A 14451-nucleotide genomic window follows, 5' to 3' on the forward strand; every position below is an offset into this window, starting at 1 on the left:
ATTAAGAGTTAGTATTAGCGTTATTAAATTTTATCGGAGATAAAATCCTTGCGTCCTTAATATGCTTTACCATTAAAAAATTTTGCGCCTTTGCGTTTTCAAACATTTCACTCCAACATTCAAATAAAATATTTTCAAAAATAAAACAGACAGATCAGTCTGTTCATTATTTTTTTTCATACATTTGTTCCATAAAAGAAAGCAATATGAAATCTCCAAAAGAAAGAATAATAGAAACCACCTTTCAATTGTTCGCCAGACAAGGCTATAATTCTACCGGAATTAATCAGATTATTTCTGAAGCAGAAGTTGCCAGAGCAAGTTTCTACCAGTATTTTAAATCCAAAGAGGACCTTTGCGTGGAATTTCTGAATGTGAGACACGAATATTGGTTTGGTGAATTGAATAATTTTTTAGCAAAAGAAAAAAATCCAAAATCTAAAATCATAAAAGCTTTCGATTTTCTAGTCTATATGAATGAGAAGGAAAACTTTAGAGGATGCAGCTTTCTGAATATTCTTTCGGAAATACCAATGGATAATATTAAAATTCTGAGTGTTATTCAGTCCCATAAAGTTGACCTCAGAAACTTTTTTTTAGAATTAATGAATGATGATATTCTTTCCGATCATATCTATATGCTTTTTGAAAGCAGTATCATAGAAAGTCAGCTTTTCAGGTCTAATGAATTAATTGAAAAATCAAAAAAAATAGTCACCAATTTAATATAATAAGTTATGGAACAAAAACATCCGCTTCCGCCTTTCACCCTTGAAACGGCACTGGAAAAAATTCAACTGGCAGAAAATGCCTGGAACAGTCAGGATCCTGAAAAAGTTTCCAAAGCATATACCGTCGACAGCGAATGGAGAAATAGAGATACTTTTGTGAATGGTAGAGAAGAAATTGTTGCATTCCTTCAGAGAAAATGGGATAAGGAACTAAATTATAAACTTAAAAAAGAGTATTGGGCGCACACAGATAATCGTATTGCTGTTCGCTTTGAATATGAATACCAGACCAAAGAGGGGAACTGGTTCAGAGCCTACGGAAATGAAAACTGGGAGTTTGATGAAAACGGACTGATGGCGAAAAGATATGCAAGTGTCAATGATCTGGCTATCAGAGAAGAAGATCGGAAATTTTGATAAAAAAGGCTGTTGTAATGACAGCCTTTTTTATGTGTAAATTCATTTTCTTGTTTTATATTTGTTAAAAATTATTCGATACTATAAATTAATAACCATCTGAATTTTTCTTTCATTAGAAAGAGGATTTGGATATAAAACTTAAATACAAATGAGAAAAATTCGATCAGTCGAAAAAGTATTCTTACTTTTTTTATTCATGCCTTATCTGGCTTTTTCCCAATGTTGGAAAGAAATCTCTACAGGAAGATGGAACTCTGTCGGCCTAAAAAATGACGGAAGTCTCTGGACCTGGGGAAATAATTGGTATGGACAAGTGGGTGATGGAACCAATGTTTTTAAAACAAGCCCGGTTCAAATAGGAAATACTAACTGGAAAAGTATTATATCAACTCCTGCAGAAGATTATGTTATGGCTATAAAATCTGATGATTCTCTCTGGGGATGGGGAAGTAATTTTATGGGAATGCTTGTAAGTACTACTAATGAAAATATAACCAGCCCTACAGAAATCGGGAGTGCTGCAAATTTAAAGAGTATAGCTCCAGGGGTGCATATTTTAACTATACGAACAGATGGAACGCTTTGGGCCAAAGGAAATAATTCTTTTGGGCAGTTAGGTGACGGAACGCTGACAGATCAGAATTATAATTACATTCAAATAGGGACAGATAACAATTGGAAAGCCGTTGCAGTCGGGGTCTTTCACAGCATTGCACTTAAAACAGATGGAACACTTTGGGCTTGGGGTTTTAATGCTACTGGACAACTGGGAGATGGTACTACAATCATGAAAAAGGTTCCCGTTCAAATAGGAACAGATACGAACTGGAAAAACATATCAGTTGGTGCCAATCATACGCTTGCCTTAAAAACTGATGGCACAATTTGGGCCTGGGGATACAATAACAGTGGAAAATTAGGAGACGGAACGGGTATAGACAAAATTGTACCTACTCAAATAGGAGCTGCCTCCGATTGGAAAAATATCGTTGCCGGAGTGAATCATTCACTGGCCATAAAAAATAATGGAACACTTTGGGCTTGGGGAGATAATATGACAGCCCAATTAGGTGATGGTACATATCTTACTAAAATGACCCCAATACAAATAGGTACAGATAGTAATTGGAAAACTGTCGTTGGGGGTTATAATCATACACTTGCCTTAAAAACGGATGGTTCACTTTGGTCTTGGGGAGATAATACCGGAGGTCAGCTTGGAAATGGTACTAATGCTGAAAAAATAATACCTACAGCCATCTCATGCCCTACGACCATGACATTGCAAGTAGGAGAAAACAGTAAAAAAAATGAAGGAATATTATTGTATCCAAATCCTACAAAGAAGTTATTTAAGATTCAAAATCCATCAGGAATCAAAACAGTGAAAATCTATAACGAAGAAGGAAGGTTAGTCGGTTCCTATGCAGATAGTAATAGTATTAATGTACAATCCTTACCAGAAGGATTATATTGGGTTAAAGTAGAAGATGCCAAAGGCACTATAGTCACTAGAAAATTAATTAAAACTGAAAAGTAATAATTTATAATAAAGTAAAGAGGAACAGCCTAAATACTGTTCCTTTTTTTGTCCTCTATACTAATGTCTTTTTACGTTATGTGCAAAAATTCATAACTCATCATTTACAATTCATCATTATTCTACCCGTTTTTCCCATGCAGCAGCTTATTGATCTTCCTCCTTGTCTGCACAGAAACTTTATAAGCTTCATCACGTAACTTTTGAATCTTTCCTACAGGCTGGAAAAAGATTTTACTTTCAAAAGGGTTGAATGAAAGAAGCTCATTTGTACAATTACGGGAATCCAGCAATGAATCCTTATTTATTTTAACTTCACCTATTTTAATAAAAGGAGAATTTTTCCATTCCACATTCAGTTTGTTGATGGGCTGATCTTTTAAGTCATAACAAATCTGTATCAAAACCTCTGCAGTAAAATCATGAGTTTGCAGGTAATTTTTCAACGAGTCTTTGATATTCTGTTTTCTGCCGGTATTTTTATCTACAGACTGAGGGCAAAGCTTTATTTTGATAACCTGATCACCCAGACGGTAAGCACCTACAGAATAATAATCAAACGAAAGAATAAAATCATTTCTCTTCCCAATAAGCTTTAGCATATTTCTAATCATGTCACCTGTTAATAAAGAAGGAAGAATTTTAACCATCTGAATAAACATAGGAAATAAATTTCTCCACTGTTTCATATAAATCTGGTTAATTGCTGTAAACAACTTCAAAAACGTAGAAACAGAATTAATAGGGAACAAAGGAAAATTAACCAGCGGATAATTGGCAAGCAACACTCCGTTTTCATCCTTGATCTGCACAGCAAAGCCATAAGCTGGAATATCTTTTCTAGCATTCTTAATTTTCAGCTGAGCATTGGAAAAACGTATGGTAAGATCAAATTTTTCCTTATCAAAATAAGGTTTTAGCGATTCCGGAATATCAGGCTCAATCCAGAACGTTCCCTTTGCTATCGCATATGTTTTAGCATGGGCATTCCGGGTTGCATAATTGACGTCACTGATGGAAGAGGACTGCTCAACAAAATCAGCAATTGTTTTTTTATTGATTTCCAGAAGTTTTTTTTCCTCCTCATTCAGTTCATCAAACTTCTTATTATATTTTAATGGATCTGGCATTTAGTTTTTAAAATTCAATTATAACGCCAAGTTTCGAAATCTGTGTTAAATAAGTATTACAATTATTTGAATTTTGATTAAGGCAGAAACTGGAAGTAAGAAGTTGGAAGCTGCCAAACAGATTTTTTTAATGAATCTATAGTTTAACTTATTGATTAACAGTGTGGACTTGTTGTTGGATAATGATAAAATATAAATTGGGTTTGATATCCGAATTGTAAGCTTCCATCCCCGTGCTCCCATCTTCCAAACCCAAAAAGCCTTATCTTTGTAAAAAATTATAATATGGGAGTAGCAGATTTGTTATTTAAGCGCAAAAAAGAATTAGCAGAAAAGAACCTGAAAGATGGTAAAGAATATATGGAAGAGTATGGTAAGAGAGAAAGCGTTGTGCAATTACCAAGCGGCTTACAATATGAAATCATCACAGAAGGAGACGGTGCAAAACCAGGTCCTAAATCTACGGTAAAATGCCATTATCACGGAACTACTATTTCCGGTAAAGTATTCGACAGCTCTGTAAAAAGAGGTACGCCGGCATCTTTCCCTTTAAACAGAGTAATTTCAGGTTGGACAGAAGCACTTCAGTTAATGCCGGTTGGCAGCAAGTGGAGACTGATTATTCCTCCGCATTTAGCGTATGGAGATCAGGAAATCAGCAAAGAGATTGGGCCAAACAGTACCCTTGTTTTCGAAGTTGAATTGCTTGATATTAAATAATCCTTCTTAAAAATAGATTAAAAATTTACCTGAAATCAGGTAAATTTTTTTATTTGTATTATATTCGTATTGATGAATTGTAAGATGAAGGAGAAAGAAGAAGAGATGAACTTACAATACATCCGGGCAACACAAAAAATGACTGTATGAAAAAACTTTTTTACCTTTTTGCTATTGCTGGCTTACTGGTATCCTGTGTTTCTAAGAAAAATCAGGCTATTCAGCAGAATATTCTTACCCTGAAAGACAGTTACTGTAAGGCTCCTTTTAAATATAATTATAATAATAAACTTCCGTCTTATAACTCGGATTCTATTCTGACGGCCAATAAAGACCTTAAAGAAACATTTACAGACCAAAGTATTCTGATCTTAAATGCACTGAATAATCTGGATGATGTTCACAAAATTATTCAACTTAAAAAAGATTCTTCACTCACTTCACAGGTTAAAATATTACAGCTTAAAACCAAAATCAACAGCAGAATTACGATTGCATTAACTGAACTAGATGCAGTAGCCGCAGAATTCGATTGTGAAGGAGAAAGAGTAGCACAAATCGGAAACTATGTGGATAACCTGAATTCATCCAGAAATAATAAACTGATTTTATATTCAATCATTGCCGGAGCAGCCTCCTCAATTGCGGGAGGAATTGTGAAAAGTGACGGCTGGGATAATGCTATAGGTATCGGAGGAGGTATTTTAGGAGCAGGTTTTGGTTTGGCAACCCTTAATCCCAAAGGAAAAAAAGTGGAATTTATCCACCAGAGAAATTTGTTGAGAGATATCTGGAAAGAAAAACTGGAGTCTCCGAATTTTCCACCTTTCATCTGGTATATGTATACCGAGAAAAAGTTTTCCAACAAGGAAGAACATTCTATTATCGGAAACATGAAATCGAGATGGCTTCATTATCAGTTTGATGACAGTAAAGATGCTGCGGATAAGTCTGTGATTTTTAGTGATGGAGGATTTTACAGGGCAGATGATCTTCATAACCGGGCGGCCATGCTCAATCAGATGCAGTCGGCAACTCGTACCATCAATCAGAATATCAATTATCTACTGCTGGATCTGGATAAATTAATCCTTTAAGAAAAAATTAACTGTAATAAAATTTGTTACATTTAAAAAAATGTTTACCTTTGCAATGTAATTACAATGAACAATACAAGATTTGCTACGGCAGTACATATTATGACATTATTGGCAAAGAGTCCACAGGAGTGGCTTACTTCTGACTGGATGGCCGGTAGTATCAATGTGAATCCGGTGATTGTCCGAAAGGAGATCAGCGTATTAAGAGAGGCAGGTTTGATAATCAGCAGACAGGGAAAAGAAGGAGGGAGTCAGCTTGCAAAAAATGCTGAAATAATCACTATTTCAGAGATTTATAAAGCAGTAAAAAATACAGAAGTGTTAGGAAAAAAAAATCAAAATCCCAATCCGGCATGTAGTGTGGGAAAAGAGATTAACAATCATCTAAATACATTATTTGCAGAAACGGATCAATTGGTGGTAAACTTTTTAGGAGACAAGTCATTACAGGAATTCACGGATCAGTTCGAATAAAATTTTTTACCCTTAAATGTAACAAAATTTATTACAATTTAATTTTAAAAAAAATAAAACATTATGAAAAAAGTAGCAGTAATCGGTGCAACAGGATTTGTAGGAGCACACGTAGTATCAGAATTAGCAGATAGAGGATATGCTGTAGAAGCATTGGTAAGAGATGCATCAAAAGTAAAAACACAGGAAAATGTAACAGCAAAAAGTGTTGATGTAAATAATGTAAATGAATTGACAGAAGCATTGAAAGGAAGTGATGCCGTAATCAGCACATTCAATGCAGGATGGACTAATCCTAACCTTTACAACGATTTCTTAAATGGTTCTGAAAACATTCAGAAAGCAGTAGAACAGTCAGGAGTAAAAAGACTGATTGTAGTAGGCGGAGCAGGAAGTCTTTACACTCCGGATAATGTACAAATCGTAGATACTCCGGATTTCCCTGAAGCTTACAAGCCGGGAGCAACAGCAGCAAGAGACTATTTAAACAAAATCAAAGAGAATAATACGTTAGATTGGACGTTCTTCAGCCCCGCTGTAGAAATGAATCAGGCCAATGTAGGTGAAAGAACAGGGAAATACAGAACTTCATTAGAAACTCCGGTATTTGATGAAAACGGAAGAAGCCGCCTGTCTGTAGAAGATGTAGCTGTAGTTTTGGTAGATGAACTGGAGCAGAATAACCATATCCGCGAACGTTTTACAGCAGCTTACTAATCAATAATAAAAAGAACAGAAATGATACAAAAGAAATTATGGTCATTATTAGCACTGTTAGGATTTATCAGCATATTTGCCGGGAATCTCAAAGTGAAAGTATATAATCCGGGAACTAAAGCTATTTTTCCGATTACTTCTACCATTATTTATGGAGATAAAGATGCTATATTGGTAGATGCTCAGTTTCAGAAACAATATGCAGAACAACTGGTTAAAGAAATAAAAGCGACAGGAAAGAACCTGAAAACCGTTTTTATTTCTCACAGTGATCCCGATTTTTATTTTGGACTCGATGTCATTAAAAAAGCATTTCCTAACGCAAAAATTATTTCAACAGCTCAGACAGCTTACCTGATCTCAGCTTCAAAAGATGATAAACTTTCAGTATGGAAACCGCAGTTGAAAGCAGATGCACCATCAGAAATTATAATTCCCGAAGCAGCTGTTTCAATTCCTGACCTTGAAGGAAACAAAATTGAAATCAGACAAAATCCGGCACACAGTTTTCTTTGGATTCCTTCCATCAAAACTATTGCAGGCGGAATTTCAGTTTCTGTAGGCTCGCACCTTTGGATGGCAGATACGCAAAATGTAAAAGCAATTGATCAGTGGATAGGGCAGATTGATGCCATGAAAGCATTGAAGCCTGAGCAGGTAATTCCTTCCCATTTTGCAGAACTTTCTACATCTCCACAATCTCTTGATTTTGTAAAAAGCTATCTGGAAAACTATAAACAGGCTGTGACTGAAAATAAAACTTCACCTTCCATTGTAGATTTTATGGTGAAAAAATATCCTAATCTGCCAGGAAAAGATGAACTGGAAATGGGAGTGAAGGTCTTTCTTAAAGAAATGGACTGGGATCTGAAATCTCCATATCCGGCAATCGGACGCAAAGTGGAAGTGGATTTTGGCGCTGTAAAATTCATTCTCGATTTTAAAGATAATAAAACAATGACGTTTACAGGAACAGCCGGAAGTTCAAAAAACAGTACAGATACTGTAGAATATACTGCTGTGGAAGTTGCGAAGAATGTTTTTATGGTGTATTGGCATGAGCCTCATCTTGGTTTCAATGTAACCCACATTCAGGATTATAATAAAAATATTGTGTATTCAAATATTGCAGGTCCCGACGGTACATTTACTCATCCGAAGGGAAACATTAAGGTTTTAAAATAACAATAAGAAACAAAAAGTACATGTAAATTTTACATGTACTTTTTTGTTGTATTTAGTTATATCTTTGGGGGAATAGAATCTTTCTGAAAGCCTATGTTAGCAAAGATTCAAATCTATGAATGAAATTTTTACAATCAATTAATAACCAAATGAAATCAATTAAATTTTTGCCTTTACTGTTACTAATGTCTATGTTCAGCTGTGGTAAACTGGGCACAACACCCGAGGATAAAAAATCTGTCAACGAAATTCAGAAGTTCTATGGCGGTTATGTAGAAACGATGAAAGGAGTACAAACTTTGAATGGAAAGAGTAATGATTTTTTTGAAGTGGAGATCAAAGATAGTAAGCTGATTAATGAACAGCCTCAAAGAGCAGCATCTAATGCAGCCAATATTGCATATATGGTTTTTCAGAATCAGAAGCCGGGAAATTATGATCTTATTAAAATAAAGCTACTTTTATCAGATGGTGCTACTTTTACAAAATCTTTTACCGGAAAAGAATTGCAGGAAGTAAAAGACCTGTATTCCGAAGTTGATAAGATCAATGATCTTCTTATTAATAAAAATTATGATGGAGTTTCTGCTATGTTTGAACCTAAATTTAAACCCAGCGATAAGGCCGTAAAAGATGGGCTTTCTGATATAGATTCAAAATTAGGTCCGATTACAGAAATACAGTTTCAGGGATTTGAATTTCTGGATAATCCCAAGCTGGGACAGATGATCTTAATAAGAGAAGTAAGCAAAAGAGATAAGGTCTTCCCTTTTATCAATGTAGCATTTGACAGGAAGACTAAAAAAATGCTGAACATTGAATTCCCATAAAGAATAAAATACCCATGACGTATCCGGAATCCGGGGTCATATCAAAATAAAAAAGGCTGTTCAATTGAGCAGCCTTTCTTTTTATAAATTCATAAACAATTTCGGATTAACCGGAGTATTGTTTTTGTGTACTTCATAATGAAGATGAGGTCCTGTAGAACGTCCGGAATTTCCGGATTTAGCAATTACCTGACCTACTTTTACCTTATCATTTACTTTAGCTACAAGCTGAGATAAATGTCCGTATAATGTAGCGAGTCCGTTTCCATGAGAAACAATCACACAGTTTCCATAACCTCCTTTCTGTCCGGAAAAAATGATTGTTCCGGCAGCGGCAGCTCTTACATCAGAACCATAGGCAACAGCAATATCCAGCCCTTTATGGAACTGCATCTGGTCAGCTTCAGCAGGTGGATTGTTTTTCTCAGGAGCAGTAGTTTTAGTTGTCGTAGTTCCGGCAGAAGCTTTTGTAGTGGCAGGAGCAGAAGTTGAAGCCACAGGAGCAGCTTTGGGTGTAACCATTACTTTTACTTCTCTTTTGTTTCCATAGCTGTCGGTAAGCTCTATAATTTTCTCAACAGGTTCAGCCTTTACTTCAGGTTTTACAGCTGCAACAACCGTTGATTTTGATTCTGAAGCTGCACTGGTTTTTACCGAAGCAAAAACAGTTTTGAATGGAATCGGATTTTTTCTTATCCCGAAATTAGATGAGATATATCCGTCAGTAGGCATTCCTAATGGAACCTGCATCAGTTTTTTCTGAAGATCCATGAGATATTGACTGTATCGGTTGGCCTGTTTAGAAAGATAAATAGAATTTGAAATACTGTCCTGGTCGAGCATCATCAGTTTTTCGTTGGTAATGTCTTTAGATTTCAGGAAGGAGTTGAGTTGGCCAACGGTCTGATCTACGAGAGTAAGATCAGTTTTCATTTTTAAATAATCTACACTGTCTTTTTCAGTGTTTATTTTTACAAGGTTTACTTCGTAGGTTTTATCATCTCTTTCAGAAAAGAGTTTGGTAATACATACACCTTGTGCAAAAACTACTAGTAAAAGTCCTCCGAGGAGAATGTTTACGTTCTTCTTGCTGTTTAGAAATTTTTTCATATTTCTTCTCTTAGTAAGTTAAAACGGTTTTGAAGATGCAAATTTAATTAAAAATACGTTTTGAGAGTTATTTTTAATTAAAATTCATTTTTTTCTGTATTTAACGGTTAATTAGCTATTTAATTGTGTTGGAATGTTAATTTTTTCAGAAAATGGCTTTTATCATAGTTTCAAAGCCTGCGTTACGTCTTTGTTTTAATATCTTTGCAGTTCACATTCCAATTATGGCTAAAAAGAAAATTATTTCAGAATCTTCGAATCCAAAAAAGAATAAAAAGGATATTTCTGTAGGAGTTGTAGGAAGCGGAAGTTTTGCAACCGCGATCGTAAAAATGCTTGTTGAAAACTGCAAAGTAGTACACTGGTGCGTAAGAAGTGAATTTGTAAAAGGAGCCATTGAGCTGCGTGGGCATAATCCTACTTATCTTACGGCAGCTCACTTTAATCTAAAAAGTTTAAAACTGACAACAGATATCAATGAACTGGTTGCTGCCTGTGATGTTGTTGTTCTGGCAACTCCGTCTATCTATCTTTCCGATACATTAGATAAGATGACCTGCGATTATTCCGATAAGATCTTTATCTCTGCAATTAAAGGGATCATTCCTAAAGTAAATGATGTGGTAGCTCATTATCTTCGCGATGAATTTAAAATCGGTTTCAGAAATCAGGCTGTTATTGCAGGACCTTGTCATGCAGAAGAAGTAGCAATGGAAAGACTTTCTTACCTTACAATTGCTACAGTAGAAGATGAAACTGCTGAAAAACTTGAAGGTATTTTCAGTTCAGATTTTATCAAAGTACAAACAAGTAAAGATATTTTAGGAAATGAATACAGTGCGATTCTTAAAAATATTTTTGCAATCGGAGCAGGAATCGCAAGCGGATTAGGCTATGGAGATAACTTTACAGCTGTTTTTGTTTCCAATGCAATCCGTGAAATGGAAACTTTTCTGGAAGCCATCTATGAAGCACCAAGAGATGTGAATGAAAGTGCTTATCTTGGTGACCTTTTGGTAACGGCATATTCGCTTTTCTCCAGAAACAGAAACCTTGGAAATCTTATCGGAAAAGGATATACTGTAAAATCCGCCATTCAGTCTATGAATATGGTGGCTGAAGGATACTACGCTGCTGATTCTATTTATAAAACGGCAAAGCAGAAAAACCTTAAACTGCCAATTATTGATACCGTATATGCCATTCTCTATGAGGGGAAAAATGCAGAGAAACAATTTAAAAAACTTACCGCAAAACTGAATTAATAGTATAAAAAAAAACAAGGTTTTATTAATAAAACCTTGTTCATGAAAAAAAAATCTTTAATTGAAACTTAAGTATTTATGCTTAAGTATTTTTTATTGAGCCATCCTTGTAATAACAAGTGATAACGATGCTCTTACATTAAGATTACTGAATGTGAAACCATTTCCTGTATCAAATTCAAACTTCTGACGAATAGTAGTAGCAGCAGGCAATGTTAAATAAAAACTTCCCTGATAAAATGTAAAAGAACTTGACAGCTCACACATTCTGTTTATCTCGGTGATAGTAGCACTGGTAGCAGCATTAATCAGATAAGATCTTGTACAGGTGAAATTCTGGCCAAGATACTGTGTATTGGCTGTACCGTTATTGGTACCAGAGTTACTTGCATCCACGGAATAACGGATAATATACGTTCCTGCCGGTAGGGTAATGGTTGAATTATCTGCAGCAAGGGATGCCCCGGTAATTTTATTGGATGTTAATGTAAAGCTACCCAATATGTTATTTGTATTTCCGGCTGTAATTAATGTTGATGGACTCTTGGACAGAGACATGAGCTGAGGCTCACTTCCGGAAATAAGAGTACGCTGCCACTGATTCCTTACCCATACATAATATCCTTTTGGGTAAGTAGAAGCTCCTCCGCTGTTGTAGATAATAAGTCCGTCTGCCGGATTAGCCACGGGAGTTGAAGTACTGTTAAGAACAAGAAGGTCATATTGTGGAAAAAGAACCCCTTTGTTCGAAGAATTGATGTCCAGGACACTGCTTGTATTAGGAGTGTTCGTATTGATACCGACTTGTGCTTTTGTGCAAACGCTGAAAAGTATCATACAGACAATATAAATATATGTTTTCATTGTGTTTTGATTATTTATTGGTTAAGGGCTGATCTTTGAATGTCAATTTTCGCATTGTAAATGATGATCTCTCCGTTATTCGGAGCTGCTCCTCCTGCTCCGTTTTGGTAAGTTCCACCTGCATCATGAGCAATGGCTGGTACTAAAGAAATAGGAGATGCTGATGTGGTGACAAAAGAAAAACTCATATTTAATGTGTGGGTTTTATTGCTGGCAATGGATTGTGCATTGATGCTGATCGTCTTACCATACTGCGTTCCGCTCACAGGATCTACCAATTTTACCAGATACTGATGCAGGTGTACCTGAGTTCCTCCAATTCCGCCTGTTGTATTTTCAAGAGCTGTTCTGATATTCAGACACACATTGATCAGATAACCGCTGTTTCCCGGAAGAGTGATTGCCCCTGTAGAAGTATTATATGAAGCTCCGATATCATTGGATACCGTTGTAAAAGCAGCATCGTTGAAATTTTTGTAAGTACCGTTGGCCAAACCACCTAATATAGTATAGTCTGTGGTACGCTGAAGCATCATATAACTTACCAGGTTATAGGTGTCAGACAGCAGGTTCCACATATTGTTTTTCCAGATGTAAACCCCGGGGCTGATAGAATTTCCTTTATTGTAAACAACCAATCCATCTGCCGGACTGTTGATCGGTGATGTATTGTTTAGTACATCTATAATATCTACTCTTGGAAGAAGAACGCCTTTATTGGTTGTAGAGGCCACATCCAAAGCAGCTGAACTGTTCACTGTGGTCTTTCCAATCGCAATCTGTGCATATATGGTCTGCGCTATGATCAATAATAGCAGGATATAACTTTTTTTCATATTCATTATTTTTAAAGCTGAGATATTTTAATATAAGATCCATTGGCAATTACATTTACAAGATCGTAAAATGTACTTCCTTGCATTCTTCCCAGATTTAATCTTAATGCACCGATGATATTAGCATTGGCATTAGCCGGAACATTATAATAGAAAGACCATGTAGCCAGGTGGTTGGTACTTACTTTTGAAACAATAGGCACCTCTTTTCTGGAAACAGATACTGCTGTAAAAGTATTGGTGGTGTTATTATAAGTATCTGGGTAGAAATCTATAAAATATCCCATCAGATAGTAAGTGCTCCCTGAAAGTGGGGCAGTACTGTTTACTCCTGCCGGGTTTTCCTGAGGTGAATTTAAATTCAGATTCACTTCCACAAGATATTTTCCCTGTGGGAGAATCAAAGAGTAGCCTCCTAACGTGCTTGAGAGAACTTTAAATCCGCTGATATTTGATACCCCGGAAATCGCCGGCTTATTTACCAAAAGCTGAGTGTTGGCACCTGCCACAGCATTATCCAAAGCAGATAATGATCCGGTAAAATCAAGGTAAGCTATTTTGGGTGTATTTTGAGCATCAATGGTACTCTGCCATGAATTGGTGGTACTGTTGAAAACATGCAGTGCTTTATTATTGCTGTTAGTTCCGCCATTAAAGCCAATGAGTCCATTGGCCGGGGAAGCAACCGGAGTAGTAGTGCTGCTCAAATTGGCAAGATCCAGGTTAGGAAATAACATTCCTTTATTACCTGCTGAAATTTCTACAGTAGGAGCTGCTGTATAACCGTTTCCTCCATTGTTGATGGTGATACCTGTAACTACTCCTCCGGAAATAGTTGCAGTAGCAATGGCTTTTGAACCTCCGTTTACAACCGCTCCTCCTCCATAAAAATTAATTGTAGGAGCTGATGTATAACCGCTTCCTCCATTATTGATAGTAATACCGGTAACTGCTCCCCCTGAAATGGTTGCAGTAGCTATGGCTGGTGTTCCCTGGAAGTTTTCAATGTGCAGAATGGCACTGGGATCTGGCGCAGACGTGTTGATTCCAACACTTCCGCTTTGGGCAAATGCCGCTGTCGCGACCAGTGTGCCCAGGAAATTGATAATTTTCATCCTTTAATATGTTTTTAAAAATTGTTATAAATAAATGAGTAAGTATTTTCTCGTGAGGGGTATCTGTCTGTTTAATGATTAAAAATTAGTGTTGTAGAATTGGTGTATTTATCTTTCATCGAATTCTGTATGCAAATTTATTTCCATTTATTAAAAGTTGATATTACAGAGATATTATATAGGTATTACATTGGTTTTTATTGCTGTGTATAAGTATTACATATGTATTACATTTTATTTTATTATTGATTATCAGTGTTTTGTATATATTAGAAATAAGTGTTGTACTTATCCATTACATTTTGTTTTGTTGTTGATTATCAGTGTTTTGTATGTGTATTGGAAACAAGTGTTATACTTATCCATTACATTTTATTTCATTATTGATTATTGGTGTTTTGTGTATGTATTAGA

The 14451-nt window shown here is 35.8% G+C and carries 15 protein-coding genes; 10 read left to right on the forward strand and 5 right to left on the reverse strand.

Features of this window, described 5'->3' with window-relative positions; genetic code table 11:
* Window positions 1–206: 206 nt before the first annotated feature.
* From LKL37_RS18585 to LKL37_RS18595, 3 genes are all read left to right on the forward strand, one after another.
* Complete coding sequence (locus LKL37_RS18585; protein ID WP_431611942.1) at window positions 207–731, forward strand: TetR/AcrR family transcriptional regulator; 525 nt, start codon at window positions 207–209, stop codon at window positions 729–731.
* Between the two features lie 6 nt (window positions 732–737).
* Window positions 738–1148: a DUF1348 family protein gene (locus LKL37_RS18590; RefSeq protein ID WP_431611943.1), complete on the forward strand. Its 411-nt coding sequence runs from the start codon at window positions 738–740 to the stop codon at window positions 1146–1148.
* 151 nt (window positions 1149–1299) lie between these two features.
* A complete protein-coding gene (locus LKL37_RS18595; protein ID WP_431611944.1) occupies window positions 1300–2691 on the forward strand; it encodes a T9SS type A sorting domain-containing protein in 1392 nt (463 codons plus the stop codon).
* Between the two features lie 122 nt (window positions 2692–2813).
* Here LKL37_RS18595 and LKL37_RS18600 read toward each other — a convergent pair whose 3' ends face one another.
* The gene (locus LKL37_RS18600) at window positions 2814–3821 is read right to left on the reverse strand and encodes a catalase (protein ID WP_431611945.1); all 1008 of its coding nucleotides are present in this window, start codon (window positions 3819–3821) and stop codon (window positions 2814–2816) included.
* A gap of 285 nt (window positions 3822–4106) precedes the next feature.
* Here LKL37_RS18600 and LKL37_RS18605 point away from each other — a divergent pair, with 285 nt between their 5' ends.
* The 6 genes from LKL37_RS18605 (at window position 4107) to LKL37_RS18630 (ending at window position 8847) form a co-directional block, all read left to right on the forward strand.
* On the forward strand, window positions 4107–4541 hold the full coding sequence (locus tag LKL37_RS18605) for an FKBP-type peptidyl-prolyl cis-trans isomerase (RefSeq protein ID WP_052186479.1): 435 nt from the start codon (window positions 4107–4109) through the stop codon (window positions 4539–4541).
* A gap of 146 nt (window positions 4542–4687) precedes the next feature.
* On the forward strand, window positions 4688–5638 hold the full coding sequence (locus tag LKL37_RS18610; RefSeq protein ID WP_431611946.1) for a hypothetical protein: 951 nt from the start codon (window positions 4688–4690) through the stop codon (window positions 5636–5638).
* 66 nt (window positions 5639–5704) lie between these two features.
* Window positions 5705–6115 carry an Rrf2 family transcriptional regulator gene (locus LKL37_RS18615; RefSeq protein ID WP_431611947.1) on the forward strand — a complete coding sequence of 137 codons (411 nt, stop codon included), beginning with the start codon at window positions 5705–5707 and terminating at the stop codon, window positions 6113–6115.
* Window positions 6116–6178: 63 nt separating this feature from the next.
* A complete protein-coding gene (locus LKL37_RS18620) occupies window positions 6179–6832 on the forward strand; it encodes an NAD(P)-dependent oxidoreductase (RefSeq protein ID WP_431611948.1) in 654 nt (217 codons plus the stop codon).
* 21 nt (window positions 6833–6853) lie between these two features.
* Complete coding sequence (locus LKL37_RS18625; RefSeq protein ID WP_431611949.1) at window positions 6854–8017, forward strand: MoaF-related domain-containing protein; 1164 nt, start codon at window positions 6854–6856, stop codon at window positions 8015–8017.
* Between the two features lie 149 nt (window positions 8018–8166).
* Window positions 8167–8847: a hypothetical protein gene (locus LKL37_RS18630; RefSeq protein ID WP_431611950.1), complete on the forward strand. Its 681-nt coding sequence runs from the start codon at window positions 8167–8169 to the stop codon at window positions 8845–8847.
* Between the two features lie 81 nt (window positions 8848–8928).
* Here the strand turns inward: LKL37_RS18630 and LKL37_RS18635 are convergent, their stop codons facing one another.
* Window positions 8929–9957, reverse strand: a complete 1029-nt coding sequence (locus LKL37_RS18635; RefSeq protein WP_431611951.1) for a M23 family metallopeptidase — start codon at window positions 9955–9957, stop codon at window positions 8929–8931.
* A gap of 224 nt (window positions 9958–10181) precedes the next feature.
* Between LKL37_RS18635 and LKL37_RS18640 the strand changes: the two genes are divergently transcribed.
* Window positions 10182–11222 (forward strand): NAD(P)H-dependent glycerol-3-phosphate dehydrogenase, encoded by a 1041-nt coding sequence (locus LKL37_RS18640; protein ID WP_431612152.1) that lies wholly within the window; start codon window positions 10182–10184, stop codon window positions 11220–11222.
* A gap of 93 nt (window positions 11223–11315) precedes the next feature.
* Here the strand turns inward: LKL37_RS18640 and LKL37_RS18645 are convergent, their stop codons facing one another.
* The 3 genes from LKL37_RS18645 to LKL37_RS18655 are packed head-to-tail and all read right to left on the reverse strand — an operon-like array spanning window position 11316 to window position 14037.
* Complete coding sequence (locus LKL37_RS18645; RefSeq protein ID WP_431611952.1) at window positions 11316–12086, reverse strand: hypothetical protein; 771 nt, start codon at window positions 12084–12086, stop codon at window positions 11316–11318.
* Window positions 12087–12100: 14 nt separating this feature from the next.
* Window positions 12101–12922, reverse strand: coding sequence for a hypothetical protein (locus LKL37_RS18650; RefSeq protein WP_431611953.1), 822 nt, complete (start codon window positions 12920–12922; stop codon window positions 12101–12103).
* Window positions 12923–12933: 11 nt separating this feature from the next.
* A complete protein-coding gene (locus LKL37_RS18655; protein ID WP_431611954.1) occupies window positions 12934–14037 on the reverse strand; it encodes a hypothetical protein in 1104 nt (367 codons plus the stop codon).
* Window positions 14038–14451: the final 414 nt, after the last annotated feature.

Origin of the sequence: Chryseobacterium sp. 'Rf worker isolate 10', from assembly GCF_050753305.1 — a bacterium.
Classification (GTDB): domain Bacteria; phylum Bacteroidota; class Bacteroidia; order Flavobacteriales; family Weeksellaceae; genus Chryseobacterium.

Coding starts and splice junctions, on each gene's coding strand:
- LKL37_RS18640 (WP_431612152.1), top strand. CDS start 10,182: ATGGCTAAAAAGAAAATTATTTCAGAATCTTCGAATCCAAAAAAGAAT.
- LKL37_RS18590 (WP_431611943.1), top strand. CDS start 738: ATGGAACAAAAACATCCGCTTCCGCCTTTCACCCTTGAAACGGCACTG.
- LKL37_RS18645 (WP_431611952.1), bottom strand. CDS start 12,086: ATGAAAACATATATTTATATTGTCTGTATGATACTTTTCAGCGTTTGC.
- LKL37_RS18635 (WP_431611951.1), bottom strand. CDS start 9,957: ATGAAAAAATTTCTAAACAGCAAGAAGAACGTAAACATTCTCCTCGGA.
- LKL37_RS18630 (WP_431611950.1), top strand. CDS start 8,167: ATGAAATCAATTAAATTTTTGCCTTTACTGTTACTAATGTCTATGTTC.
- LKL37_RS18585 (WP_431611942.1), top strand. CDS start 207: ATGAAATCTCCAAAAGAAAGAATAATAGAAACCACCTTTCAATTGTTC.
- LKL37_RS18650 (WP_431611953.1), bottom strand. CDS start 12,922: ATGAAAAAAAGTTATATCCTGCTATTATTGATCATAGCGCAGACCATA.
- LKL37_RS18610 (WP_431611946.1), top strand. CDS start 4,688: ATGAAAAAACTTTTTTACCTTTTTGCTATTGCTGGCTTACTGGTATCC.
- LKL37_RS18595 (WP_431611944.1), top strand. CDS start 1,300: ATGAGAAAAATTCGATCAGTCGAAAAAGTATTCTTACTTTTTTTATTC.
- LKL37_RS18655 (WP_431611954.1), bottom strand. CDS start 14,037: ATGAAAATTATCAATTTCCTGGGCACACTGGTCGCGACAGCGGCATTT.
- LKL37_RS18625 (WP_431611949.1), top strand. CDS start 6,854: ATGATACAAAAGAAATTATGGTCATTATTAGCACTGTTAGGATTTATC.
- LKL37_RS18605 (WP_052186479.1), top strand. CDS start 4,107: ATGGGAGTAGCAGATTTGTTATTTAAGCGCAAAAAAGAATTAGCAGAA.
- LKL37_RS18620 (WP_431611948.1), top strand. CDS start 6,179: ATGAAAAAAGTAGCAGTAATCGGTGCAACAGGATTTGTAGGAGCACAC.
- LKL37_RS18600 (WP_431611945.1), bottom strand. CDS start 3,821: ATGCCAGATCCATTAAAATATAATAAGAAGTTTGATGAACTGAATGAG.
- LKL37_RS18615 (WP_431611947.1), top strand. CDS start 5,705: ATGAACAATACAAGATTTGCTACGGCAGTACATATTATGACATTATTG.